The organism is Haloferax sulfurifontis ATCC BAA-897, from assembly GCF_000337835.1.
In the GTDB taxonomy this organism is placed as follows: Archaea; Halobacteriota; Halobacteria; order Halobacteriales; family Haloferacaceae; genus Haloferax; species Haloferax denitrificans.
Genome location: NZ_AOLM01000002.1, coordinates 87103 through 112139 on the forward strand (window position 1 = coordinate 87103; position 25037 = coordinate 112139).

Consider the following 25037-nt stretch of genomic DNA (forward strand, 5'->3'; position numbering starts at 1 on the left):
TCAATCGTCCGAGTGAACGCCGTCGATTTCCGGGGGACTCACGCCCTCGCGCGCCGCGAGAAACGTCCGCTCCGGGTCGCCGAGGTCGCGGGCGCGGTAGCGGTCGAGGCCGGACTGATACGCCTCGCGGGAGACCGCGGCGGGCGCGTCGGCGGGGCGCTCCAACACCAACTCGGCGACGCCCGTCTCGCGGCCCGTGAAGCCGAATCCGGCCTTGTGGCACGCCTCGTAGGCGAAGGGGTTGTTCGCGGCGATGCGGACCGTCTCGTAGCCGCGGTCGGCGGCGGCCTCGCAGGTCCGGCGGAGCAGGTCCGGACCGAGTCCGTCGCCCCGGCGGTCCCGCCGAACCGTGACGTACCGAAGCCAGAGCGTCGTCGGGTCGGTCCGGTCCTCGTTGAACGCGACCGCGGCGACCACGTCCTCGGCCAAGGGCGGCAAAGAGTCGGGGCCGCCGGTCGGCGCGGGGCGGTCGTCGTCGAGGGGCGGGAGGGGCGCGTCTGGGTCGCGGAGCACCGTCTTGCCCGCCGCCGCGGTGACGAACTTCCCCGCGTAGGCGAACCGCCGGTAGTCGAGGCGGAGTCGCGGGCCGTCTTCGGGCCACCCGAGCAGGTTGAACTCCATGGCCGAGATGGGGCCGCCGCGCGCAAGAACCTTCCCCGGCGGAGCCGTGGACCCGACCATGCACGGCGCAGGCGACGTTCGGTTCTTCGACCGCTTCGCACCCGTCTACGACCTCGTGATGCCGCCCGCCGACCCCGGCGCGCTCGCCGACGCCCTCGGCCGCGCCGACCGCCCGGTCGAGCGCGTCGTCGACATCGGCGGCGGCTCCGGGCGGGCGACCCTCGCGCTCGACGTTCCCGAGCGAATCGTCCTCGACCGCTCGGCCGGGATGCTCCGCCGGGCGCGCCAGCGGGGCCTCGACTGCGTCCGCGGCGACGCCCGAGAACTCCCCTTCGCCGACGACTCCCTCGACGCCGTGACCGTCGTGGACGCCTTCCACCACATGCCCAACCAGCGGGGCGTCGCCGAGGAGGTCTTCCGCGTCCTCGCGCCCGGCGGGGTGTTCGCCGTCAACGAGTTCGACCCCGACACGCTCCTCGGGCGGGGGTTGGTCGCCGCCGAGCGCGTCGTCGGCTTCGGGTCGGCGTTCGCCACGCCCGACGAACTCGTGCGCTTTCTCGAACGCGTCGGGTTCGACGCCGGGGTGGTCGAACGCGGCTTCGAGTACACGGTGGTCGGAAAAAAGCGGGAGAGCCATTAGGGGGGCGACGAATCCACGCCTATGGCAACCTCGACGTCGTTCTTAGAGGAGCGACTCGATGCCGGGGCGTTACCCATCGCCGTGGGCGACGTGCTCGCCATCTTCCTCCTCGTCACCGTCGGCGTGATTCAGCACAACGGAGTGTCGTACCTCTCGGCCGACCCGGTCGGCTGGGTGCTCACCGCGGTCCCGTTCCTCATCGGATGGCTCGTCACCGCCCCGCTTTTGGGCGCGTACTCGCCGGGCGCGGCCGAGTCGGCGAAGTCGGCCGTCCCGCTCGGCGTTCGCTCGTGGCTCGCGGCGACCGTCGTCGGCATGGCGATTCGCTGGACGCCGCTTTTCGAAGGCGGCGTCGAACTCACGTTCGTCGCGGTCATGCTGGTGCTCGGCTCCGTCGTCCTCGGCGTCTGGCGGACGCTGTACTTCAAACTCGTCTGAGCGTCGAACGCCGACCACCGAGTTCCGGCCCCCGAACCGCACCGAAGAATCAACCGAACCCGCATTTTCTGCCGGCCGTCCCCGCCCGTCCCGGAGTCAGGCGGGCGTCGGCCGCCGCCGCAACAGCGTCACGCCGAGGAGCGTCGCCGCCGTCGCGAACCCGGCGAGGACGAAAAACAGCGCCGTCGAGTCGGCGACCGTGAGGATGTAGCCGGCGATGGCACCGCCGAGCGCGCCGACGCCGAACACGCCGAGGTAGGTAAAGCCGTACGAGAGGCCCCGCAGACCGGCGGGCGTGTACTCCGCGACGGTGGCTTGGTAGAACGGCTGAACCATGAACAGGAAGAAGCCGAGGAGCGCACAGATGGCGAGGAGCGGGCCGACGCCGAGACTCGCCACGGGGAGAAAGGCGACGGCGATGACGGCGAGCGCGCCGAAGCCGGCGACGATGCCGCGTTCAGTCCTGATTCGGTCGGTGAGTTTGCCGCCGACGTACTGTCCGAAGACGCCGACCGTCAGGAGGCCGGCGTAGACGAACAGCTCCACGTCGAGCGTCGGCGCGCCCCCGGCCGACCCGGACGCGAGGGCGGCGGGCAGGAGTTCGGAGACCGGAATCGGCTCGATGCCGATGACGGTGCCGAGGAGGTCCGGCAGGAACGTCGTGACGCCGCGGTAGTAGAGCCCCGAGAACATCACGAGCGCGAAGACGAGCGCGAATCCGCCGGCGAAGAGGTGCTTCGACTGCGAGACGAACTCGGCGAACGAGGAGACGCCCGCGCCGGCCTTGTCGTCGCCGCCGGTGTCGCCGTCGTCGCCGGTGTCGGCCCCCTCACCGCCGTCGGCCGCGGCGACCGCGGCCTGTTCTTCGAAGTTGGCGCGGGTGGCGAGCGCGGCGGCCACGAGCGCCGGGAGCGCGAGCACGCCGGCGACGAGGTGCCAGTCGAAAACAGCAAGAGGAGCGCGGTGACGAAGGGACCGAAGCCGATGCCGAGGTTCCCGGCGATGCCGTGGTAGGCGAAGCCGGTTCCGCGCTCCTCGACGCCGGTGCTGATGAGGCGGAGTCCGGCGGGGTGGTAGACGCTTGCCGCGGCACCCCAGACGACGAGCGCGAGGGCGACGACGACGAGGTTCGGCGACAGCGCGAGCAGGACGAACGACCCGGCCATCCCGAGCAGACAGGCCACGATGAGGCGCTTGGAGCCGACGCGGTCGACGAGGATGCCGCCGGGGAGCGCCCCGAGTCCGAACAGCGCGAAGCCGAGGCCGGTCATCACGCCCAGCGAGGCGGTCGTGACGGGAACCGACGCGAGACCGAGGTCGATGCTGGCGAACTCGCCGAGCCAGATGGCCACGAAGATTGGGATGGACAGTTCGTACGTGTGGACCATCCCGTGGGCGAGCATCACCAACGCGACGATGGAGCGGTCGTTGCGGTTCACGTCTCCGGCCACGGTACCGACTCCCATAACGGTGTGGAGTTCCGGCAGGCGACGCGCGCGCCGAGCCGACTGTTCGAAGCCGAGGCACAACCCACAGTATCGGATTTGTGATGTTCTCTGTCGGCGGTCAACCCGACGCAGTCTGTCGATTATTCACTCATGAGTTATGAGAACGTTATCGGAAGGTCACGAAGAGAATATCAGTCATCTATGGGAAAGAACTATACCACTTACGTCCGTAGTATGGTACATATTATGACCGGATATTACGACTACATTCTTGGACTCATCCCGCTCGCACTCCTCGGCATCACCGGCACGCTTACCGTCGCCGGGTTGCAGTTGACCACGGCAGTGCCGATGGCCGCGGGCGTGGCCGCGCTCCTCACCGGCCACGCGCTCTTCGTGAACGGGCCCTCGTCGCCGTCCCCGTCCCGCTTCGACGAACACGCCGGTCCCAACGCCGCTGACGCCCCTTCTCCGTCGGTCCTCGACGCCGACTAATCCCCATCGCACGCCCGCCCGGCCGGTTCGCCGGCCCGCAGGGTTTTGACCGCAGGTCTCGTTTTTCCGACCATGACAGCGACGTTGTTCCTCACGAGCGACGAGGTTAGCGGACTCGCGACGCCGGCCGAGTACGTCGAGGCCGTCCGCGAGGGCTACAGACAGCGCGGCGAGGGCGCGCCGGCCGAGCCGCGAACGAAGCTGTTCAACCGCGAGCCGCCGGGGATGCTCACCTCCTACGCGGCCGTGTTGCCCGAGACGGGCGCGATGGGCGGCTACATGTACTCCGCCGGCTTCGGCGCGGAGGACGCGTGGTTCATGACCCCGCTTTTCGACGCCGAGAGCGGCGAACCGCTGGCGCTCCTCGACGGCGCGAGCATGAACCCGTTCAAGACCGGGGCGGCGGGCGGCGTCGCGGTCGACGCGCTCGCCCGCGAGGACGCCTCGACGCTCGCGCTCATCGGGAGCGGCGCGCAGGCCCGCGGCCAGCTCCGTGCGGTTGCGACCGTCCGCGACCTCGACACCGTCTGGGTCTACTCGCCGACGAAGGAGAGCCGCGAGTCGTTCGCGGGCGAGATGGACCGCACGCTCGACGCCAGCGTCGCGGCCGTCGCCTCCAGCGCCGCGGCCGTCGAGGGCGCCGACATCGTCGTCACGGCCACGACCGCCACGGACCCGGTGTTCGACGGCGACCTGCTCGAACCCGGCACGCACGTCACCGCGATGGGGCAGTACCACCCCGAAAAGCGCGAACTCGACGAGACGACCATCGAGCGCGCGACGTACGTCCCCGACCTCCGCGAGCGCGCCACGATGGACGCCGGATCGTTCCTCGCCGCCGTCGAGGCCGGCGTCGTGGACGAAGACCACATCCACGCCGAACTCGGCGAGGTCGTCGCGGGCGTCGCCGCCGGCCGCGAGGACGACGAGGAGATAACCGTCTTCGACAGCGGCGGCACGGGCATCGAGACGGTCGCGGCGGCGCACATGCTCTACGAGAAGGCGCGCGACGAGGGACTCGGGACGACCGTCGACTTCTCGCCGGCGAGCGAGTCGCTCACGGGGGAGTAGAACGGACGGAGGTGTCTCGATTGGCGAGCGACGGCTCGCCGACGCGGTCGTCACGGCTTCGCGGCCGCGGAAAAACCGCCGGTAACCGGCGTTCGTGCTCGCTCAGAACGTCGTCGGCCACGGACGGGGGAACGCCTCCGGCAGTTCGGTGTTTCCGGGTGCGTCTGCGACGCGTTCCGGAACGATTGGGCACAGGACGACGACACCGGGTTTCGATATCGTGACCAGCCCAGCGTCTGCCGCCGCCCGAACGTCTTCGACGTCGTCGAACAGCGCCTCGGGATAGTGGTCCGAGACGTGCGGCGAGGCGACGATGTCGGCCACCGTCTTCCCCGCCGCCGTGTTGACGAGGTTGACGTTCCAGTGGGGCGAGTACCCGGACTCTCCGGGGACGAACTCGACGACCTGTGCCTGTAACGTCCTGTCGCCGCCGATGAGGTAGATGTCGTTTTCTCCGCGTTCCGTCACTCCCTCCTCCACCCCGTGAGCGACGTAGTATATCTCTTCTTCTTCGTACCACCCGTTTGCGACCGAGACTCCCGCTACGGCGGTTCCAGTCGCGCCGACGCCGAGGGCGAGGCCGCCCGCGAGCAGTCCGGTCGTTCGGAGGAACCGGCGACGGGTCGGGCCGTCGCGAGTTGCTGTCTTTGTCATAGTCGTTGTCCTTCGAAATCGGCGAGTCGGGGGCGGTTCCACCCGGTTCGGCGATTCGACTGAACGAGGGACGAGAGAACAGATAGCGGTTTTTCGATATCTCACACCACTCCGTACCGGGTCTCTTCCAAATCTGGTGTGAATGTCGCCCCACTGCCGATATCGCGTCACAGCGTCGCTCGCGCGACCCGCTCGGTCCCGACGAGGACGACCGGGACGAACGCCAGCGCCCCGACGCCGACGACCGCCGGGACGACGACGCCCGGCCAGAACGTCCCCAGTTCGGTCTGCGCGAACGCGCCGAGCAGGGCCGTCCCGCCGACGACGAGGCTGTAGTAGGCCGACCGAATCGGGAGCGTCGGCAGGTGGCCGGGCCGCGGCCACGACCCCGTTCGGACGTAGCCGCCGCGGAACGTGCCGACGGCGACGGCGCTCGCCGCGAGCGCGGTGAGACCGGACAGCGACACCGCGGCTCTCGGGGTCGCGAAAAGCAGGAGCCAGAGCGTCGGAATCGCCAGTACCGACACCTCCCACGCGGCGAAAAACACCTGGTCGAGCCAGCGGTCGACCCGCCTCGTCGCCTCCGAGAGCCCCCTCCGCATCACGACTAAAGTGGGTTTCGGGCGGCTAAACGGTTTCTCCGGCGGCGCGGCTACTGCAGGCGGTACCGGAGGACCGCGGCGATGCCGCCGAGGTTCTTCAACTGCTCGCCGGGCTGGAACTCCGCGGAGAACACGGTGACCTCGCCGCCCTTCTGTTCGACCGAGTCGATGATGTCGTTCACGTCCACGTCCCAGTCGCCGTCGCCCTGTCGCTCCGCGCGGAGCCGCGAGTCGAGGAGAAGCAGGTGTTCGACCGCGCCGAAGTCCGCGGCCTCCGCGACCTGTTCGACGCCGTAGGCCGCCTTCGCGCCCGTCGAGATGTTCTCCATCAGTTCGTCGATGAGGTTGGCCTCCTCGGCGATACGGGTCTGTTTCTGCACGTCGTCGACCGCGCCGCGCTTCAGCACCTCGTGGACGCCACGGTCGCCGACGCCGGCGGTGTCGACGGTCGTGACGATGGTTTCTGCGACCGCGGGGAAGTTGTCCTCGAAGTAGTCCATCGCGTCGTTCTTCGTGAAGCCCGGCCCGGCGAGGATGATGGCGTCCACGTCGAGATGCGACAGCGCGGAGCCGAGCTCGTCGAACAGTTCCGAGCGCGGGCGGGCGTACTCGCCTTTCCCCGTCGGCTTCGTGAGCGAGGCGTACTCGTCGGTGCCGTACTGGGCGACGGTGTGGATGTAGGCCGCGCCCTCCTCGACGGTCGCGATGGCCACGTCGGGGTTTTCTGCGGCCTGTTCGGCCGTCTCGATGCGGTCTATCTGGTCGGCCTTGAAGTGCTTCTCGATGGTTATCTCGGCGCGCTCCTCGACGTTGAGCGTGTGGTGGTGGCCGAGTTGGTCCTCGCGGGAACAGGAGACGATGACGCCGCCGACGCGGAGGCGGTTGGCGAACCGCGCGAACTCCACGTCGTCGACCTCGATGGTGACGTTGAGGTGCTCGCGCTCGCCGCCGGTGTCCCGCATCTGCTCGTCGTCGCGCTGGATGCGGCGGGTGGTGTCGCCGGAGACGAGGTCACCCGGTTCGAGGACGTACGAGAGGTGCCAGAGGTCGTCGACGTTCTCGGGGACGAGCGTGATTCGCTCGCGCCCCTCCTCGCCGCGACCGCGGCTCGAAATGCGCATACACGTCCGGTCGTCGGGGAACGGAAAAGAGTCCTGCTATCGCGGTCACCCGGCGGCGGTCGGCGTCGACGGTGGCAACGCGGCCGTCGCCCGGCGTCTCGCTTCGCTCACCACCCGGTCGACTGCCGGCCCTTGCCGGTGGCGTCGGCGAAGCCGCGGGCCCACAGGTAGTACGTCATCACCTGCACGTAGAACAGGACGAAGAAACCGACGACGATGGCCGAGAGAAGACCGCCGATGAAGCCGAGCACGACCGCGACGACGAGCGCGAGCAACCACGCGACGGCGTACTCGCCGGTGAGCGCGCCCGAGACGATGGTGCGCACGTCGAAGCCGGCGCTAAGGGTCCCCTCGATGGCGAAGTTCGCCCCGGCGGCCGGAACGAGGTAGGCCGCGAGAAGACCGAGCGCGAACACGAGGAGGCCGAGCACGAGCGAGACGATACCGAGCCCGAGACCGCCCGCGGACGAAGCCGCCGCGCTCCCCGTCGCCGCCTCGGAGACGGTGAACGTGCCGATACCGATGACGACAGAGAGGAGTATCGCCGGGACGATGGCCACTAACGCCCAGACGAACGTCACCACGAACAGTTTCAGGCCGTCGACGAACAGCCCGCCCCAGTCGGTGAACGAGGGAGCGGCCTGCTCGCCGTTCGCGGCCGCCCGCATCGCCCTGACGAAGTAGCCCTGCAGGATAATCCCCGGGAGTATCAGCACGGAGAGCAACGAGAGAACCCCGCCGATAATCGTCGTTGCGAACCAGTCGTCGCTTCGCTTGAGAAACCACAGCGCGTCGGAGAGCATGCCGTGGTGTCGCGTCGCTATCGGCTTAGATATTCCGTCGAAAAGTCGAGTTCTCGCTGACAGTTCAGACGGCGGGCTGTTCGCCCGGCGTCTCGCCTTCGTCCATCATCTCGACCTCGTGGAGTTCGCCCCACGTCTTGCCGATGATGTAGTAGGCGGCGACGGCCGCGTAGAACGTCACGAACGCCCCGACGACGAAGCCGAGAAGCGGGATGACGTTCAGGACGCCGACCACGATGGACGACGCGAACAGCACCGCGAAGGACATGAGCCACGCGGTGGCGTACTTGCCCGAGGTCAGGATGGGCCGGAGCGTGCCGAAGTCGAACGCCGAGCCCATGCGGTCGGTCTCGGCGTAGTTCGACAGCGCCGCCGGAATGAGGTACGCGGCGAACAGGCCGAGGACGAACGCGAGCAGGAGGCCCACGAGCGCCACGATGCCGCCGACCGCGCCCGCGGCGTCGGAGCCGCCGGCCGCCGCGCCGACGATGCCGGCGAAGCCGAACACGCCCGCGATGATGGCCGGGACGAGCGCGTAGACGAACGCGATGGCGAAGCCTTTCACGCCGTCTATCGCCATGTCGCCCCAGTCGTCGAACACCGGCGGTTGCTCGTCGCCCTTCATCGTCGCGCGGACGACCCGAAGGAGATAGCCGATGACGAGGAACGTCGGGACGATGAGGATGCTCAGCAGGCCGAGGACGCCGCCGATGAGGACCGTCTTTACCCAGTCCTCGCCGTTTCGAAGGTAATTGAGTGATTCTGAAATCATGATGTTTCACCGAGCGCCACCACCCACCCACCGGCCGTTCGGCCGCGTGAGAACCGCGGGTTGACACGCACGCTCGATTCAACATTACGACGAGAAAGTATATAATCTTGTACCCGACGCGCCCGAATAATTGAATATTAAGCTTTCTAACGCCAGACTACCGGACGACGACGGCGATGCTCACTCGTCGACGATATCGCTCCCGCCCGGCGGGAGGAACTCCTGAATCTGGTCGGGTGATGCGATTTTTCTGACGAACGACTTGTCGGCGAACCGCTCGCGGAGCCGGCGGTAGCACAGCTTCGCGGCGTCGTTCTGGGCGTACTGCCCCGGCGTGAGCGTCAGCGTCGTCTCCGCGCGCGCCTCGATTGCCGACGGCGGGCCGCCGATGACGCGCGTCTCGTCTTCGCACTGGATGCCGACCGCGACCTTCGCGGGCACGTCCTCGAAGTACTCGCGGTCGCCGCGGATGACGAAGCTCCCCTTTTCGATGTACTCGCCGGATTCGGGCGTCTTCGACACCTGCGAGGGTTCGACCATGTAGGCGTCGTCGGCGAAGCGGCCCTCCTTCCAGATGGAGGAGTACGAGACGGCGAACTGCGCGGCCTCCCGGAGTGTCTCCTCGGAGAAGTCGACCGCCTGCGCGGGCTCGCTCGGCCCCGTCGCCTTCAGGAGCGTGACCGGCCCCCCGTGGGCCTGCGTGTGGAAAAAGCGGTCGTGCTTGCTCATGTACTTCTTCACCAACTCCTCGTTTTGGTCGGCGTTGCGGCCGCCGACGACGAGGTAGCCGGTGGAGGTGTGGAACCAGCGGAACCGCTCGAACCAGTGTTCCGTGGACTTGACGGGCACCGAATCGAGCGCCAGCCAGTCGGTCTCCTCCGGCTCTTCGTCCTCGTCGTCTTCGTCCTCGTCGTCGTCGTCGGCCTCCCACTCGTCGCGGCGCTTCTTCACGGCCGCCAACTCCTCGCGGGTGTCCTCGATGGCCGCCAGCGCGCCCTCCTTTTTCTCCTCGATGCGCTTTGCCTCGGTGTAGAGGCGGTCGGCGTTCTTCTCGACGCCCATCGACACCTCGAGGGTGACCGTCGCGTCGTCGAGGTCGACGGTGACCGTGCCGTTCGCGCCGTCGACGTTCGTGACGGCCTCGGCCTCGGGGATGCCCTGTTCGGCACCCTCCGCGAGCGTCTCGCCGATGTCGTCCCACGGGACGCCCTCCTCACGCGCGCCGCGGACGGTCGACAGCACGTCGTCGACGAGGTCGTAGTTGGCGTACAGCAGTTCGGCGCGCTCGCGCTCGTCTTGGGCCTGCTTCTCGAAGCCCTCGATTGCGCCCTCCTGCTGGTCGATGATGCGCTGTTGCTTGGCGATTTGCTCCTCGAAGTTCGGGCGGTCCGAGGTCGCCTCCTGCTCGTCGGCGGTCAGGTCGAGCCGGAAGAAGTACTCGTCGAGCGCGTCGTTGAACGTGTCGTAGGCCTCCTCGTCGAGCCCGGCGTTCTGGTGTTCGCGCAGGGGGAAGGGCGTCACGTCCACGACTTCGCCGTCGTCGTCGAGGTAGAGCCGCGGGTCGAACTCCCCGGAGCGCACTTGCTCGCGGAGGTCGACGATGGCGTCGTAGATGGCGTCGTAGTCGTCGTCGGTGGCGTCGGCGATGTCGAGGGTCTTCTCCACGCCGGCGCGGGTACACAGCTCTTCGGCGTAGAGGCCGCCGAGGTTCAACTGCGTGGCGAGCGTCCGAACCACGTCGGTGTCGGACTGCTCCATGTTCCGGCCGAGGGCGTCGCGGCTGACGGTGAGGGGGTCGAGCCGCGAGGCGGGGTACTCGTACTGCGACCCCGGCGCGACCGTCCGCGACTTGAGTCGCACCGTCTCCAGACTGCGGACGACTTCGCCCGTCTCGTCGAGCACGGCGATGTTGCCCTGCCCGAACAGTTCGACGACGATTTTCGTGTTCTCGTCGCCCCGCTCGAACGTGAACGTGAGGATGCGGTCGAACTCGTACTGCTCGACGCCCGCGAAGTCGGCCCCGTTGAGCCGGTTTCTGAGCATCATCGCGAAGTTCGGCGGCCGACCGGGGGCGTCCGGCACGTGCTCCTGTGCGGCGAGATGCGCGCGCTTTATCTCGCCCACTTCGAGGAGGAGTTCGAGCCGACCGCGGTCGAAGTCCCGCATCTTGAGGCGAAGCAGGTCGTCGCCGTAGAGGTACGCCTTGTCGACCTTCGCGCCCTCGTACCGGTTCAACTCGGTGACGAGGGCCGCGAGGTCGACGCTCGTGAGTTCCCGCTTCGGGTCCATGGACTCGCTTTTTGTCGGCGAACGAAAAGGGGTGTCGTTTCCGCGGATGCGACGCCCGTCCGAATCGGGGAGAAGACACTTGTCAATCAGTCCGAATGTGTTCTGTGAATGCGTCCTCGCACCCTCGCACTCGCCGCCCTCGCCCTCCTCGTCGCGCTGGCCGGACTCCCGGTCGGAAGCGCCCCGGCCGAAGCACGACCACCGCCAGAGGCCGTCTGCGGCGTCTGCGGTGAGACGTTCGAGGAGACGGCCGACGACGCCGGCGTCCCGCTCACCGTCGAATCGAGCGCGCTCCGGGTCCGCGTCGGCGACGACGGCGTCGGCACGTGGACCGCCCGCGTCGAACTCGACGACCAGTCGGCCGCGACGTTCCGCGAAAACCCCGAACGGCTCGACAGCGTCGTGCGCCGGACCTTCGAAGACCACCGCGTGTTCACCGACGACCGCCGACGCCTCGAAACCCGGATGGACGGCGACACCGCGGTCGTGACGTTCGAGGTCCCCGAGATGGCGTCCCGCGGCTACGGGGACGTGCTGGTCGTGGACTACTTCCACGACGACGGGGTCAGGGGTACCGTCTACGTCGATGCCGACCGGTTCGTCGTGACCGGCCCCGAGGGGTCGGCGCTCCTCACCGCGCCCCCCGGGACTCGGACCAACGAGACGGCCGCCGTCTGGAGCGCCGACGACGGGGACGCGTCCAGCGTCGGGAGCCAGACGTACCTCACGTTCGGCCCCGACGCTGGACTGGCGACTGCGGCCGCGGCCTACGCCAACCTCGCCGCCGACTCGGGCCCCGGCGTCCTCACGAACCTCGCGTGGGTCGCGTTCGTCCCGACGCTCGCGCTCGCCATCGGCGTGCTCCTCATCCGGCACTTCGACCGCCGGTTCGACGACGGCCGGGGCGCGCGGCGCTTCGGGCCCATCGTCGCGGGACTCGGCGTCCTGTGGGGCCTCTGTCTCCTCGTCGTCCGGGCGTTCTCCGGAAGCTTCGCCGCGATTGCGTGGCTCCTCGCCCTCCAACTGGTCGCGCTCGGCGTCGTCTCGGCGGTCCGGCCCGAGGCGCTCGGATTCCGTCGCCTCGTCGCCGCCACCGTCGTGCCACAGGTCGCGCTCGCGGTCGCTACCGCGATTACGATGCCGGGTCCGAACCCGTGGTTCTCGCTCAGCGCGCTCGCGTTAGAGGCCGCCGTGGTGCTGTTTCTGCCTCTCGGCTACGCGGCCCGGCGCGACGAAGGCACGCGCCCCCTGTCGCTCGCCATCGTCGCCGCGCCCGTGGCCTTCGCGCTTCCGCTGGTTCCCTTCGGCGGCTACGGCGTCCTGTTCGTCGGAATCCTGCTCGTCGTCTGGGTGCTGGTGACGCTCGCGGCCGGGGCGCTCGTCTACCGACTCGGCTGGGCGCTCGGCGGCGAGTCGGCTCGGGGTCAGGCCGACGACAGCACGCGAACGACGGCGTAGCGACCGCCGAAGCCGAGTGCGAAGCCGACGGCCGCGAGTCCGACATGATAAACCTCGCTCCGCAATCGTCAGGTAGCCCCCCGCGGAACTGCCCTCATGAGCGAACCCGATGTCCGCGTCGCGGTCACCGAGGGCGAGCGCGCCGACGCCTTCGCCGTCCGTAAGGCCGTCTTCGTGGACGAACAGGGCGTCGACGAGGAACTGGAGTGGGACGAACACGACGACCCCGACGCCGAGGCCGTTCACTTCGTCGCCTCCCGCGGCGGCGACCCGGTCGGCGCGGCCCGCCTGCGCGAGTACGAACCCGGCGTCGGCAAAGTCGAGCGCGTCGCCGTCCTCGAATCGGCCCGCGGCGAGGGCTGGGGACGGCGACTCATGGAGGCGCTCGAATCCGAGGCGCGCGAGCGCGGGTTCGACTCGCTCGTCCTCCACGGCCAGACGACCGCGGAGGGATTCTACCACGGTCTCGGCTACGAGACGACGAGCGACGAGTTCGACGAGGCCGGCATCCCGCACGTCGAGATGCGGAAGTCGCTGTAACGACGCCGTCGCCTAATCCTCCGAGACCGACCTCTCGACCGGCCGACTCCGGCGGTCCTCCCGTAGCTGGAAGCCGCCGGCCTCCTCGCGGGCGAGCAGTTCGCGCTGTGGGTAGGGAATCTTGATTCCCTCGCGGTCGAACGCGAGTTTCACGCTCCGCAGGACCTCCGCTTTCGCCTGCGCCCGGCGCGGGGCCGAGGGGTTCGTAATCCAAAACCGGAGTTGGAGCCCAATCGCGGAGTCGCCGAACGTCGTCGGCATCACCTGCGGCTTCGGCACCTCCTCGACGAACTTGAGGTCCGTGAGCGCCTCCTCCGCCACCGACTCGGCGTGTTCGACGTCGGCCTCGTAGTCGATGCCCACGTCGAGGCGGAGCCGGAGGCGGTTGCGCTTCGTCCGGTTCGTTATCTTCGCGTTGGTCACGCGGTCGTTGGGGAAGACGACCGTCTCGCCGTCGGCGTTGCTCAGCCGGGTGTTGATGATGGTGATGTCGGTGACGATGCCCTCGGCGTCGTCGATTTCGACCCAGTCGCCGAGTTCGAACGGTCGGGAGAACATCAACACGAAGCCCGCGATGAGCGACCCGAGGGTCTGTCTCGCCGCCATCCCGACCACGATGCCGAGGAAGCCCGCGCCGACGAGCAGGCCGCCGATTCTGACCTGCCAGACCGTGAGCGCCGCCATCCCGACCGCGAGGAGGACGACCAGCTGGAGGACGCGGAAGACGATGCCCTGCTGGTGGGCGTTGATGTTGTCGGAGGCCGTCGCGTACGAGTCCAGTTTCTCTTCGAGGACGTTCGTCCCGACGAGCGCCCCGGCGAACAGCGCGACCGTCAGCCCGAGTTTGGCGGCGTTCGGCACCGCGACGGCGAGCACTTCGGCGAGGTCCGCGGCGACGCCGGTGTACCCCCAGAGGAGCAACAGCGACAGGGCCGCGCCGACGAACACCGCGAGTTGGAGCGTCCGGACGACGACCGTCGCGGGGAACAGCCACGCGGCGTCGGTGACGGCGTCCGGTACCCGCGGGTGGGCCAACACCCGCGTTCGGATTTCGGCGGTCGCCCGCGAGACGAGCCGCGGCGCGAGAAAGACCGCGATGCCGAGCGCGAGCGCCACGAGCGCCGCCGAGATGCCGAGTCGCTCTTCGGTCGAAACGAACTGTGCGAGCGTCGAGCGGAGGTCCTGAAGCCACGTCGCCGCCTGCCCCGAACCCGCCGCACCCCCCTGCGGTGCCGTTCTACCGTGTTCGGTGGGTCAGGCAGTAAAAGCGTGACGGAGCGACACTCAGGAGTGAGAATCGGGAGCCGTGGTTCGTCGGCTACGGCCGCTTCGACACGTAACGCCCACCTTTTTCCGAGGCTCGCTTCGCTCGCCTCGCAAAAATCTGGACCAAAAAACAGCCGAACTAGCCTACAGCCGCTTCGACACGTACGGGCCGTCCTGATGGTAGCCGAGCTTCTCCTTGTAGTACTGCCGGACGCCGATGCCGGAGATGACCGAAATCTTGTCGTAGCCGGCGTCGCGGGACAGTTCCTCGGCGCGCGCGAGGAGCTTCTTCCCGTAGCCCTTGTGTTGCCAGTCGCCGTCGGCACCGATGCCCGCCTCGGAGCCGTAGACGTGGAGTTCGCGGACGAGCGCGGCGTCCTGAAGCTCGCGACGGACCGGGTTGCCGGGGAACCGGAGCCGACAGAAGCCGACGAGCAGGTCCTCGACGGGGTCCTCGAACGAGATGAAGTGCTCCGTGCCGCCGGCGACCTCGTAGGTCATCACGTCGAGTTCGATGCGCTCGGGGTCGGGGTCGGCCTCGTTCATGCCGACTTCGCGGGCGCGGATGTCCCGCTGGACGATGCCGCGCTCCTCGGCGCGCTGGGCGGCCAGTTGCCGGAGGTTCGACTTCCAGACGCCGGCGTCGATGAAGTCCGCGGGGATGTCGCGCTGGACGCGCTGGAGGCGGGTGTACTTCGGAATCATGCCCATGACCTCCGCGACGATGTCGGCGGCCTCCTCGTTGTTCAGCGGCTCGTACTCGTCGCGCCGCCACATGTCGTAGGTAATGGTGTCGCGGACGATGAGCGTCGGGTAGATTTTGAGGTAGTCGGGCCGCCAGTCGCTGTTTTCGAACAGCTGGCGGAAGTCCTCCAGACACATCTCCTTGGTCATCCCCGGCTGGCCGGGCATCATGTGGAAGCCGACCTTGAACGCCGAGTCGCGGAGGCGGCGGTTGGCGTCGATGGACGCCTGCACGCCGTGGCCGCGGTGCATCTCGCGGTTGATGCGCTCGTAAGTCGTCTGGACGCCGACTTCGACCTTCGTCGCGCCCAAATCGAGCATCCGGTCTATCTGCTCCGGGTCGCACCAGTCGGGCTTCGTCTCGAACGTCGTCCCGATGTTGCGGATGTCGTTCGTCTCGTTTTCCGCGATGACGTCCTCGATGTACTCGAACTCGACATCCTCGGGGTCGGGCTTGAACGACCGGTCTTCGGCCGGTTCCGGCTCCTTGTCGAGGTCGTAGTCGTTCATGGCTTCGAGCGCCCGCTTGACGAACCACTCCTGGTAGTCGTGGCTCCGGGCGGTCATCGTCCCGCCCATCAGGATGAGTTCGACCTTGTCCACGGGGTGGCCGATGTGTCGAAGCTGTTCGAGGCGGAGCGTGACCTGCCCGTAGGGGTCGTAGTCGTTCTGGACGCCGCGGGCGGCCGCGGGCTCGTGGCCCGTGTACGACTGCGACGAGGAGAACTCGCTCGCGGGCCCGCCGGGACAGTAGAGGCACTTCCCGTGGGGGCACATGTGCGGCGAGGTCATGATGGCGACCGGCGAGACGCCGGAGGCGGTGCGGACGGGCTTGCGCTGGACGACCTCTTTGACCTCCTCGCGGCGGTCTTCCGGGGCGTACTGCAGAATCTCGGCGTTCTTCGGGACCTTCGGCGAGGAGTGTTCCGAACAGGCGTCGAGCTTTGCGGATTCGAGGTCGTCGCGGTCGACGTCGCCCGCGAGGATGCGCTCGACGAGCGCCTCGCAGGTCCGCTCGAACGCCTCGGACTCCGTCTCGGTCTCGGCGCTCACGGACACACCTCCCGTTCGGCGACGCGGTGGCGGTTCATGGGCGCGAATCGGGTCGTTTCGTGGATAAGCGTGTCGCTCGGGAGGCTGGAACAGGGACCTCCGTCGAACCGCGCGAGGAGGAGTCTGGATTGCGGCTTAGAACTGCTCGGCGGCGGCGTCGAGGACGGCTTCGAGCGCCTCGTCGCGCGCGCCGGTCAGGAACTCGATGCGACCCTCGCGGATGCCCGCGGCGGCGAGGCCGGCGGCGGGCGCTTTCTCGGCGGCCGACTCGACGACAGCGCGGAAGTCGAGGTCGCCGGTGGCGCGGAGGTAGAGTTCGTCCATGCCGAGCGCGACGGTCACGAAGGCGTCGCCCTCGCGGGTGCGGCGGTGGAGTTCGTCAACGAGCAGGCCCGTCGGCGGGAAGTCGAAGCGGTGACTGTAGGCGTCGGAGTCGAGGACGGCCGCGGAGATGGCGCCGACCTCGCGGCGTTCGAGGTTCGCCTGCGCCGTCTCGATTTCGTCTTCGAGCTTGATGCGGAACTGCTCGGAGACGTGGCCGGCGAGGCCCTCGTCGGCGTCGAAAAGCAGGTCGGCGATGAGTTCGCGCTTGTCCTGATACGACTGGTAGTAGGCCTCCAGCGCGACGGCCTCTCGGAGCTCGCGGACGCGGTCGGCGTCGAAGCCGTGGGACTCGGCGAGGTCGAGGTACTGCTGTGGGCAGTTCTCCCAGTAGCTGACGGCGGGGAGGTGCGACACGTCGTCGCGCACGTCGTCGTTGACGGCGACCGAAAGCGTCGAGGCGAGCGCGCCGACCGAGAGGTCGCGGGCGTCGGCTCCCTCGCGGGCGGGGTTGACGAGCACGTCGACTTCCTCGGCGACCTCGTCGTCGGCGGGCGCGGCGTCGACGACGACGCGCTCGGAGCCGTAGACGCCGAGCAGGCCGAGGCCGTCGAGGGACTCGGCGGTCGAACCGGCACCGAGGAGGAGCACGAGCGGGAGCTTCTCGTCGTGGCGGTCGCGGTCTTCGAGCATCCGCGTCACGTCGTTCGTGGCGGCGTCCATGCCGTAGACGGCCTCTTCGAGCGGGCGGCGGGTGAAGTAGTGGTACTCGGCGTCGTCGCGGGGGTGCTCCTCGCGGATGAGCGGGAGCACGGCGCGCTCGACGGCCGCGCCGGCGACGTAGCCGTCGGCGGTGGCCGTGTGGCGGACGACGATGGGGCGCGATTCGAGGACGGCGCGGCGGATGGCCTCCGCGGCGTCGAGAAGCGACTTGCCGACGGCGGCGACCGGCTCGTGGGCCGCGAGGGGCGCGACGGCGTCCGGGCGGGCCTCGTCGGAGAGGGCGTCCGCGAGGCGCTGGCTCACGGTGTCGGCCTCGTCGCCGTCGAGAATCGTCAGCTCCTCGGTCTCTATCTGGAGCTCGCCGCGGCGGCGCTCGACCTCGCCGTCGATGCGGACGTAGTCGCCCACTTCGACTTCGGGGTACGCGCGGACGCCGGCCTCGACGAAGGCCGCGCAGTCGGCGATGGCCGTCTCGTCGCGGAGTTCGAACACCGTCGGGCCGCCGGTCTGGCGGACGCTGGCGATTTCGCCCTCGACGCGAATCACGTCGCCGACGCGGTCGTCGATGCTGTCGAGCGTCACGCGCTCGGCCCCGGCGTCGTCGGACTCGGCGTCAGCGTCGGACTCGGATTCGACTTCCTGCTCGGCGTCGGATTCTGCTTCCTGCTCGGGTTCCGAATCGCTCTCCGGTTCCGGTTCGGTGTCCTGCTCGGACTCGCCGTTGGCGGCGATGTCGTCGACGACGTCGCCGGCGGTCGGCGCGCGGTCCTCGTCTCCGGCGTCGGACTCGGACTCGGACTCGGACGCGGCGTCCTGTTCGGGTTCAGGCTCGGGTTCCGCTTCCTGCTCGGACTGCGAGTCGGCGTCGGACTCGGAGTCGGCGGTCTCGGACGACGTGCTCGCGCCGGCGGGCTTCGTCGTCTTGCCCGTCTTCGGTCGCGTCTTGACGGTCGACGGACCGCTACTTTCGGACTCCGTTTCGACGGGCTGGCCGTCGGCGTCGCCGTCGGGGTCGTGGATGCGAGCGCCGCGGAACTCCGAGTCGGACTGACGAATCGACCAGCCGAGGTCGATGTTGCCGTTGTCGCGGACGTTCTTGACCTGGACGAACACCTCGTCGCCCGGCTCCCAGTCGAGGGATTCGAGGCGGCGGTCGAGTTCGCTACGGTGCAGTAATCCGGTCACGTTCGAAGCGAGGTCGACGAAGACACCGAAGTCGGCGTAGCCGTCGACGGTGCCTTTGTAAAATCGGCCGGGGACGAGCTGGTGGGGGCTATTGCCCCGGAATTCGAACCAGACGTCCTCCTCGTGCGTAATCCAATCCATTGCGTTGAGCAAACAACCCCTAACTAAAACGATTGTCGAAAAACGCTCAGGAGAGATTCGCGCGTTCGCGGGCGAGAAATCGGCGCTCGGTCGGTCGAAACGGGTGAAATACGGGCCGGGTCGACTCAGACGAGCGCGAGCGCGGCGGCGAGTTCACCGAGGGCGCGGAAGCCCCCGAAGGCGTACCCGAACACCACGCCGGCGGGGACGGCCGCCGCGACCGCGGCCTTCGGCACCGTCGTCTGGTGGACCTCGCTGATGCCGACGACGAGGAGTACCGCCCCGTAGACGGCACAGAGGGCGCGGACGCCGGGAATCGGGAGGCTGGCGAAGGCACAGGGCGCGGCGGCGTAGGCGATGACCTGCACCGTCTCGCTCACCCCCGCGCGGCGGGACAGAAGCGGGATGAGAAGCGCCGTCTGGATGGCCGCCGTCAGGTGGAGCAACGCCGGCGCGACGAACAGCGCGACGACGAGCAGGGCGACGAGCGCCGACACGACCGGGCCGCCTTCGATGGCCGGAATCGTCGCCGGCGCGAGGGCGAACCCGAGGCCCTGGTAGACGAGCGCCACCGCGATGGCGAACACGAGGCCGGGCGCTTGGTCGCCGGGGGCGACCCCGTCGCGGAAGAACTGGCGGGGACGAACGACCACGGCGACCCACGCGCGGAGGAGCCCTGTCAGCCCGCGGTCGCGGCCCTCCCGTGGGGTTTCGACCCAAGTAGTCACGATAGCCTCTAGTCCCGCCGGAGGGTATGACAGTTCCGGCACCGCGCCTCGTAGGACTCCTCCGCGCCGACGAGGATGGTCGGGTCGTCCACGTGGGCCGGCTCGCCGTCGATGAGCCGCTGGTTCCGGGTCGCCGGCTCGCCGCAGACGGTGCAGATTGCCTGAAGCTTATCGACGTACTCGGCGAGCGCCATCAGTTGCGGAACCGGGTCGAACGGTTCGGCGCGGAACGTCTGGTCGGTCCCCGAGACGACGACGCGCTTGCCGTCGGCGGCCAGCGCCTCGCAGACGTCGACCAGTTCGGCGGAAAAGAAGTTCGCCTCGTCGATGGCGACCACGTCCTCGCCGTTGAGTTCCTCGGCGATTTGCCAGACGCCCTCTCCCTCGGAGGGGACGACGCTCGCCTCCCACGAACGACCGGCGTGAGAGCCGACCGTCGTCTCGCCGTAGCGGTCGTCGAGCTGGGGCTTGAACACCGAAATCTCCTGTCCCGCGATTTCGGCCCGGCGGAGGCGTCGGAGGAGTTCCTCCGTCTTCCCCGAGAACATAGAGCCGGAGATGACCTCTATCCATCCGCTCTGCGTGATGGCGTGCATATCCTGACTGGGGGACGAGGAGAGTCAAAACGATTGTTCATCTGCCGCGACGGTCGGGAGTCAAGACGGGTCGGTCCACCGAACCCGCGCCGCGTTCGAAACGGCGCGTGGCGACTGCTCAGTCGTCCGCGCCGACGTTCTCGCCGCTTTCGAACGTCGGGGGCTCGGGCTCGATGTTGGCGTAGACGACCGCGTCGCGGCCGAGTCGCTCGACCCGCTCGCGCAGGTCCTCGCTCGCGAGGTCGTCGCCGTCGAACGACGAGGAGACGCGGGGGATGGCGACCTGATGGGGGAGCACCCACGAGTTCAGCGACCGACAGACAGACCGGAGGTGTTCGAGGGCCGTCACGGGGAACGAGCCGCCGGCGACGGCGAGGAGGCCCACGGTCTTCTCGCCGAACTCGTCGAAGCCGCAGTAGTCCAGCGCGTTCTTGAGGACGCCGGAGTACGAGCCGTGGTAGACCGGCGTGCCGAGGATGACCGCGTCCGCGCCGTCGACGACGCGGACGAGTTCGGCCGAATCGCCCTGCTCGTCGAAGTCGGCGTCGAGCGGCGGGAGGTCGTACTCGCGGAGGTCCACGAGCTCCGTCGTGCCGCCGGCGGCCGACGCGCCGGCGAGGACGTGTTCGAGTGCCAATCGGGTGTAGCTGTGGTCGCGGAGACTGCCGCAGACGGCGACCACGTGTGGTTGCATCATACCCTGTGTCTCCGTGACTGCGTGAAAACCTCGTCGGCCGCACCCGGTCGTGTCGGACGGGCGCAACACACAGGGAGCCGGGGGACGAAAGCCGGATATGAACGTCGTCTTCCACGTCTCCAGCGCCGACCTCGGCGACTGGCGACACGCCATCCGCAACGTCCGAAACCTGCTCGACGACGAGACGGTCGAGACGGGGAACATCACGCTCCTCGCCAACGGCGACGCGACGCTTCTGTTCCTCGCAGACTCTCCGGTCCGCGACCGCCTCGACCCGCTGTTCGAGGCCGGCGTTCGCTGTTTCGCCTGTCGGAACTCACTCGACGGCCGCGGGTTCGACGCTGACCAGCTGGCCGACGGCGTCGAAGTCGTTCCTTCGGGCGTCGGCGAACTCGTGAAACGGCAGGCGGCGGGCGACGCGTATCTGAAAGTGCCGTAGGCGTTGGCGCGCGTCACCCCGAACCGGCGAACTCCCGGAGCACCGTCGCCTCGGCCTTTCGGAGTAGCTCGCCGGCCGTACTCGTCGAGCAGTCGAGTGCGTCAGCCACGTCCGCGACCGACCCCTCGCGAGGGATTTCGTAGTAGCCGGTCGAGACCGCGGTCTCCAGCGCGGCCCGCTGTCGGTCGGTGAGCTGTGAGGGGGACCGCCGCCGGTCGAAGGGCCGCACGCGTTCGACCGTGACGTCGCCGAGCGCCGCGATGTCGTCGTGAAACGCGCTAAGCGCCGATACCTCGCCGACCGCCTCGAACCGGACGGAGCCGGTGGCGTGGAACACCACCGGCGGGAGGAATATCACCCGCGAGTCGGCGATGACTCCGAGAAGCGGGTCCGCGAACTCGTAGTCGCGCTGGTGGAGGAAACCGTAGGTCCCCTCCGCGCCCTCGACGAAGTGCGCCCGAACGAGCGAATCGACGCCCGAGACGAGCGCGTCGGCCGCGTCTCGGTCGCCGTCGAACCAGAACAGCGTCGTCGCGTCGGCCGTCGGACTCCACATCAACAGCTCCGCCCGGTCGACCGGCGAGTCGCGCATCATCCCGCGCTGGAGCGGGTGGACCAGTCGGTCCGGGTAGTCGACCGAGAACTGGGCGTGTTTCATTCCGTCTCGACCGACCGTTTTTCGGTCCGGTATATCAAACGCAGTGGTGCGATTCGGCGGCGGCGGTCGACCCCGAGAAGTCCCTCGAAGCATCCGGGTCGAGCGACCGCGCGGCGCGGCGCTGTTCGTCCAGCACGCCGGGAACGCTCCAAAGGAGCGTCCGGAGGTGGTCTGCGCCGCGCACCTCTCGAATCCGAGCCGCGGGAACCTCCGATTCGAGGCGTTTCGCGCCGGCTATCGGGACGTTCGTGTCGGCGTCGCCGTGCCACAGGGACACGTCGGCCTCGATGTCGTCGAAGGAGATGTCCCACGGCGCGGCCGCGCTTCGGAAATCGTCGAGGACGCCCCGGCGCGACCGGCTGACCGCCGCCACGAAGTCGTCTCGAACCACCGCGGCGACTCCGTCTGGAATCTCTCCAGTCGCGTCGCCGGCCGTGTACTGCGCGACGACGAGCGAGGGGCCGAGTCTCCCGGCGAGCCGCGCCTGTCCGCGGAAGAGACCGCCGAGGAGCGCCGGCGCGTTCGTCGCCAGCCACGACAGGAGCCGTTGCGTTCGGGGCGTCTCCTCGCTCGCTTCCGGTGGAACCGCCCCCGCGATGACGCTCACGTGCCGAACCCTGTCCGCCCACGCCGCCGCGACAGCCAGCGCGTCGCGGCTCCCGCCGGAGAACGCGACCAACCCCGCCGACTGCGCGCCGATGTCGTCGAGAAGCGCGTCGAAGAAGCCCGCGGGCGCAGGTGTCGTGGGTTGCCGGCTCGGCTCGCCCGGTCCCTCGGGTGTCGGTCGCGGCGACGAACGACCGTAGCCGGGTCTATCGGGGGCGAGCACTCTGATTCCGCGTTCCTCGGCCGCCGCGTCGAACAGTGCCCCGAGCAGACGCGACCCCGGCGCGCCGTGGAGAAAGACGACCGGGATGCCGTCGGAATCGCCGTACTCGGCGTACGTGAGTCGCCGTCCGCCGTCCAGCCCGAGGGTCTTCGCTTCGGCGGACTCGGCGGCTTCGCGAGGGTCGGACGGCGACGCGTCGCGTGTTGCCATCGAGTGTACGTAGTCGGAACCGAGGGGTGCGAGTGGTGCCGGACTAGTGCGGTGGGATAAATACGAGCGGCGAGGCGAGCGCGGCGAGAACCACCGGCGGAGCGCGAACTACTTCGCCAGCGAGACGCGGACGCCGTCGTCGCCCTCCGCGACGTCGACCAAGCCGTCGGATTCGAGGTCATCCACGAGGCCGCGGAGCCACTCCGCGCCCGTGTCGCCGCCGTAATCGACGCGGACCCGCGGCCCCAACTCCGAGAGGCCGAGTTCGTCGTACTCGCCGAGCACCCTGACGACCCGCCCGCGGAACTGCCGGCGGCTTCCCTCGAAACTCGGTTGCGTCGGCACGTCGGGCGCGGTGAAGTCGCCCGTCTCGTAGGCGTGGCAGAACCGCCGCCACGGACAGCCGGACTCGTCGCAGGTGGGCGTCTTCCCGCAGGCGACGCCGCCGAGTTCCATGATGGCGTTGTTCCAGACGCGGGACTCGCCGTCGGGCATGAGTTCCGAGGCGGCGGCCTCGAAGGCCACGTCGTCGTCGGGGACCGCGAAGGCGCGGTGGAGGACCCGCTTGACGTTGGTGTCGACCACCGCGTCGCCGTTGTTGAACGCGAAGGAAGCGACCGCGTTGGCGGTGTATGGGCCGACGCCCATCAGTTCCGAGAGGCCGTCGGGCGTCCGAGGGAACTCGCCGCCGTGGTCTTCTTCGACCTGCCGGGCGGCCTCGTGGAGGTACTTCGCGCGGTTGTTGTAGCCCAGTCGGTGGTTCGTCCAGAAGCCCACCACGTCGGCGCGGTCGGCCGCCGCGAGGTCGGCCGTCGTCGGCCACTCGTCGAGGAACGCCTCCCACGCCTCGACCACGCGGCCGAGTTGGGTCTGCTGGCTCATCACCTCGGAGACGAGAATCTCGTAGGGGTCGTCGGTGCGCCGCCACGGGAAGTCCCGGTGGTCGGCCTCGTACCACTCGGTGAGCGCGGACTGGACTGCTTCGCGGTCGAGGTCGGCGGGGAGTTCGGACGGCGCGTCGCTCATCGCCCCGGCTTGGGACGGCCCGCGTTTAGCCGTGGCGATGCCGAACGGTTATCAGACGACCGCGTTTACGAGGTCCACTTCGTACGTGGTTCCCTCGTACTCGACGAGCGGGGGACCGTGGCTGGTCGCCCGATTCTCCGATATCTCGTATAGCCGGTCTTTGAGCGCGGCGAAGTCGTCGGAGAGCGGTTCGCACTCGTCTACCTCTCCCTCGATTGCGCGTTCGAACACCGCGCGCTCGGCGTCGGAGAGGTCGTCGAGCGGAACGACGAGTTCCTCGTGAACGAAGGCGGCGAACGCCGCCCGGTCTTCGCCGACCTGTTCGAGCGTGTATCTGAAGGTCTCCTCTTCGACGGTTCGCGTCTCGCCGACGGTCACCTCGAACGGTCGCCCACCGTAGCGTACCCAGACGGTTCCGGCGTCGATGAGTCGAGAGTCGGCACCGTCGGGATAGACGTACGCGTATCCGCCGACCGAGAATCCTCGCGGGCCGTCGCCGTTCTCGAAATTCTCGCTCGGATACGCGGCGAGGAACGCCTCGCGGTCGGCCTTCGGGAGTTCGGCGAAGTCGAAGACGGTCGCCCCGGTCGGCGGCGACTCGTTACGGTCGTATTCGATTCCGACCTCGCGGGCGGTGCGTTCTCGCGTCTCGGTTCGCTCGCGTTCGACGCGGTAGTACGCGCCGTCGTGTTCGACGTAGTCGCCCGAATCGAGCGGGAGATGGCGGTACGTACTGTACGTAGCTTCCCCCTCGTTGGCCGCAGTTGCGACGAGATTCGACACCGTGTCTGCGTGCTCGTGGAAGTCCTGCGTCACGGTATCGACCAGTTCGGGGTCGGAGAGTGCCGTCGCTTCGAGCGAGTAACTGGAGGGACAGCTACTGCCGGCTAATCCACCGCCGAGACAGCCCGAGAGAAGGGCCGAACCGACCGCGAGGCCGCCGAGGAGGGAGCGGCGAGAGAGTTCCGGGGACATGCGCGGAAATTGCCGAATCACCAGTAAGTGTCTTCTGTCGGGGACCGCCGACCGACCGGCGGGACGCACAGCGAACAGCTACCGCGGTCGAAACGCGTATCCCCGTGACGGCCCCATCGCCGGGCGATGACGCTCGACGAACTCACAGACGACGTTGACGCGGCCTACGGAGACCTCGGCGACAGCCTCGACGTGTCGCTCGACCGCGAGACGCGACACGAACTGGCCATGCTCGTCGCCCTGTTCGACCCCGACGACGCGGACGAACTCGTCCGCCGGGCGGTCCACGCGCTGTTCCAGTCGGAACTCGACCGCGGCCAGCTCGACTTCCACCTCCGGCAGGGCTACGACGTGACCTACGACGAGTACCTCGCGGGGATGACCTACGAGGAGATGACCGGGCAGTCGCAGGCCCCGCCGCGGGACGACGTGCGCCGCTACCAGATGTAACCGCGGCCGAGGTTGGGTATCTGTAATCGCGGTCGAGACGGGGC

25 protein-coding genes and 1 pseudogene are annotated in these 25037 nt (G+C 68.7%); 8 read left to right on the plus strand and 18 right to left on the minus strand.

Going from position 1 to position 25037, the window contains the following annotated elements:
• A complete protein-coding gene (locus tag C441_RS00485; RefSeq protein ID WP_049920350.1) occupies nucleotides 1-621 on the minus strand; it encodes a GNAT family N-acetyltransferase in 621 nt (206 codons plus the stop codon).
• Nucleotides 622-679: 58 nt separating this feature from the next.
• Here C441_RS00485 and C441_RS00490 point away from each other — a divergent pair, with 58 nt between their 5' ends.
• Together C441_RS00490 and C441_RS00495 are read left to right on the plus strand one after the other, a co-directional pair.
• Entirely contained in the window at nucleotides 680-1261 is a 582-nt protein-coding gene (locus C441_RS00490) for a class I SAM-dependent methyltransferase (protein WP_049920352.1), read from the plus strand.
• Nucleotides 1262-1282: 21 nt separating this feature from the next.
• A complete protein-coding gene (locus tag C441_RS00495) occupies nucleotides 1283-1699 on the plus strand; it encodes a DUF3054 domain-containing protein (RefSeq protein ID WP_007273296.1) in 417 nt (138 codons plus the stop codon).
• Between the two features lie 96 nt (nucleotides 1700-1795).
• On the opposite strand, the pseudogene C441_RS00500 reads toward C441_RS00495, so the two are convergent.
• Nucleotides 1796-3165: pseudogene (locus tag C441_RS00500) on the minus strand (MFS transporter).
• A 228-nt stretch (nucleotides 3166-3393) separates the two neighbouring features.
• On the opposite strand from C441_RS00500, the gene C441_RS00505 reads away from it, so the two are divergent.
• Nucleotides 3394-3642, plus strand: coding sequence for a hypothetical protein (locus C441_RS00505; protein WP_007273297.1), 249 nt, complete (start codon nucleotides 3394-3396; stop codon nucleotides 3640-3642).
• Between the two features lie 72 nt (nucleotides 3643-3714).
• Nucleotides 3715-4713: an ornithine cyclodeaminase family protein gene (locus C441_RS00510; RefSeq protein ID WP_007273298.1), complete on the plus strand. Its 999-nt coding sequence runs from the start codon at nucleotides 3715-3717 to the stop codon at nucleotides 4711-4713.
• A gap of 102 nt (nucleotides 4714-4815) precedes the next feature.
• Here the strand turns inward: C441_RS00510 and C441_RS00515 are convergent, their stop codons facing one another.
• From C441_RS00515 to rqcH, 6 genes are all read right to left on the minus strand, one after another.
• Nucleotides 4816-5367, minus strand: coding sequence for a hypothetical protein (locus tag C441_RS00515; RefSeq protein ID WP_007273299.1), 552 nt, complete (start codon nucleotides 5365-5367; stop codon nucleotides 4816-4818).
• 167 nt (nucleotides 5368-5534) lie between these two features.
• Entirely contained in the window at nucleotides 5535-5969 is a 435-nt protein-coding gene (locus C441_RS00520; RefSeq protein WP_007273300.1) for a hypothetical protein, read from the minus strand.
• A gap of 50 nt (nucleotides 5970-6019) precedes the next feature.
• Nucleotides 6020-7090 (minus strand): mRNA surveillance protein pelota, encoded by a 1071-nt coding sequence (locus C441_RS00525; protein WP_004969282.1) that lies wholly within the window; start codon nucleotides 7088-7090, stop codon nucleotides 6020-6022.
• A gap of 107 nt (nucleotides 7091-7197) precedes the next feature.
• Nucleotides 7198-7893, minus strand: a complete 696-nt coding sequence (locus tag C441_RS00530) for a DUF4013 domain-containing protein (RefSeq protein ID WP_007273301.1) — start codon at nucleotides 7891-7893, stop codon at nucleotides 7198-7200.
• Between the two features lie 64 nt (nucleotides 7894-7957).
• Nucleotides 7958-8665: a DUF4013 domain-containing protein gene (locus C441_RS00535; protein ID WP_007273302.1), complete on the minus strand. Its 708-nt coding sequence runs from the start codon at nucleotides 8663-8665 to the stop codon at nucleotides 7958-7960.
• 180 nt (nucleotides 8666-8845) lie between these two features.
• On the minus strand, nucleotides 8846-10954 hold the full coding sequence (rqcH, locus tag C441_RS00540; protein WP_007273303.1) for a ribosome rescue protein RqcH: 2109 nt from the start codon (nucleotides 10952-10954) through the stop codon (nucleotides 8846-8848).
• 108 nt (nucleotides 10955-11062) lie between these two features.
• On the opposite strand from rqcH, the gene C441_RS00545 reads away from it, so the two are divergent.
• Both C441_RS00545 and C441_RS00550 read left to right on the plus strand, forming a co-directional pair.
• On the plus strand, nucleotides 11063-12412 hold the full coding sequence (locus C441_RS00545) for a hypothetical protein (RefSeq protein ID WP_007273304.1): 1350 nt from the start codon (nucleotides 11063-11065) through the stop codon (nucleotides 12410-12412).
• A 96-nt stretch (nucleotides 12413-12508) separates the two neighbouring features.
• Nucleotides 12509-12952: a GNAT family N-acetyltransferase gene (locus C441_RS00550; protein ID WP_007273305.1), complete on the plus strand. Its 444-nt coding sequence runs from the start codon at nucleotides 12509-12511 to the stop codon at nucleotides 12950-12952.
• Nucleotides 12953-12964: 12 nt separating this feature from the next.
• On the opposite strand, the gene C441_RS00555 is transcribed toward C441_RS00550, so the two are convergent.
• From C441_RS00555 to C441_RS00580, 6 genes are all read right to left on the minus strand, one after another.
• Nucleotides 12965-14068, minus strand: coding sequence for a mechanosensitive ion channel family protein (locus C441_RS00555; RefSeq protein ID WP_007273306.1), 1104 nt, complete (start codon nucleotides 14066-14068; stop codon nucleotides 12965-12967).
• A gap of 294 nt (nucleotides 14069-14362) precedes the next feature.
• Complete coding sequence (locus C441_RS00560; RefSeq protein ID WP_007273307.1) at nucleotides 14363-16021, minus strand: tRNA uridine(34) 5-carboxymethylaminomethyl modification radical SAM/GNAT enzyme Elp3; 1659 nt, start codon at nucleotides 16019-16021, stop codon at nucleotides 14363-14365.
• Between the two features lie 129 nt (nucleotides 16022-16150).
• Entirely contained in the window at nucleotides 16151-18385 is a 2235-nt protein-coding gene (locus C441_RS00565; RefSeq protein WP_007273308.1) for an OB-fold nucleic acid binding domain-containing protein, read from the minus strand.
• A 125-nt stretch (nucleotides 18386-18510) separates the two neighbouring features.
• Nucleotides 18511-19038, minus strand: a complete 528-nt coding sequence (locus tag C441_RS00570; protein ID WP_004969273.1) for a YIP1 family protein — start codon at nucleotides 19036-19038, stop codon at nucleotides 18511-18513.
• Between the two features lie 83 nt (nucleotides 19039-19121).
• Nucleotides 19122-19709, minus strand: coding sequence for a thymidine kinase (locus C441_RS00575; RefSeq protein ID WP_007273309.1), 588 nt, complete (start codon nucleotides 19707-19709; stop codon nucleotides 19122-19124).
• A 118-nt stretch (nucleotides 19710-19827) separates the two neighbouring features.
• Complete coding sequence (locus tag C441_RS00580) at nucleotides 19828-20406, minus strand: NADPH-dependent FMN reductase (protein WP_007273310.1); 579 nt, start codon at nucleotides 20404-20406, stop codon at nucleotides 19828-19830.
• A 97-nt stretch (nucleotides 20407-20503) separates the two neighbouring features.
• Between C441_RS00580 and C441_RS00585 the strand changes: the two genes are divergently transcribed.
• Nucleotides 20504-20845, plus strand: coding sequence for a DsrE family protein (locus C441_RS00585; RefSeq protein ID WP_007273311.1), 342 nt, complete (start codon nucleotides 20504-20506; stop codon nucleotides 20843-20845).
• Nucleotides 20846-20858: 13 nt separating this feature from the next.
• Here C441_RS00585 and C441_RS00590 read toward each other — a convergent pair whose 3' ends face one another.
• The 4 genes from C441_RS00590 to C441_RS00605 all read right to left on the minus strand — a co-directional run bounded on the left by C441_RS00590 (nucleotide 20859) and on the right by C441_RS00605 (nucleotide 24543).
• The gene (locus C441_RS00590) at nucleotides 20859-21503 is read right to left on the minus strand and encodes a helix-turn-helix domain-containing protein (protein WP_004969270.1); all 645 of its coding nucleotides are present in this window, start codon (nucleotides 21501-21503) and stop codon (nucleotides 20859-20861) included.
• 34 nt (nucleotides 21504-21537) lie between these two features.
• Nucleotides 21538-22542: an alpha/beta fold hydrolase gene (locus C441_RS00595; RefSeq protein ID WP_007273312.1), complete on the minus strand. Its 1005-nt coding sequence runs from the start codon at nucleotides 22540-22542 to the stop codon at nucleotides 21538-21540.
• A gap of 108 nt (nucleotides 22543-22650) precedes the next feature.
• Nucleotides 22651-23568: an A/G-specific adenine glycosylase gene (locus C441_RS00600; RefSeq protein ID WP_007273313.1), complete on the minus strand. Its 918-nt coding sequence runs from the start codon at nucleotides 23566-23568 to the stop codon at nucleotides 22651-22653.
• Between the two features lie 51 nt (nucleotides 23569-23619).
• Nucleotides 23620-24543 carry a hypothetical protein gene (locus C441_RS00605; protein WP_007273314.1) on the minus strand — a complete coding sequence of 308 codons (924 nt, stop codon included), beginning with the start codon at nucleotides 24541-24543 and terminating at the stop codon, nucleotides 23620-23622.
• Nucleotides 24544-24669: 126 nt separating this feature from the next.
• Between C441_RS00605 and C441_RS00610 the strand changes: the two genes are divergently transcribed.
• On the plus strand, nucleotides 24670-24993 hold the full coding sequence (locus tag C441_RS00610) for a hypothetical protein (RefSeq protein ID WP_004969267.1): 324 nt from the start codon (nucleotides 24670-24672) through the stop codon (nucleotides 24991-24993).
• The last annotated feature ends 44 nt before the right edge of the window (nucleotides 24994-25037 follow it).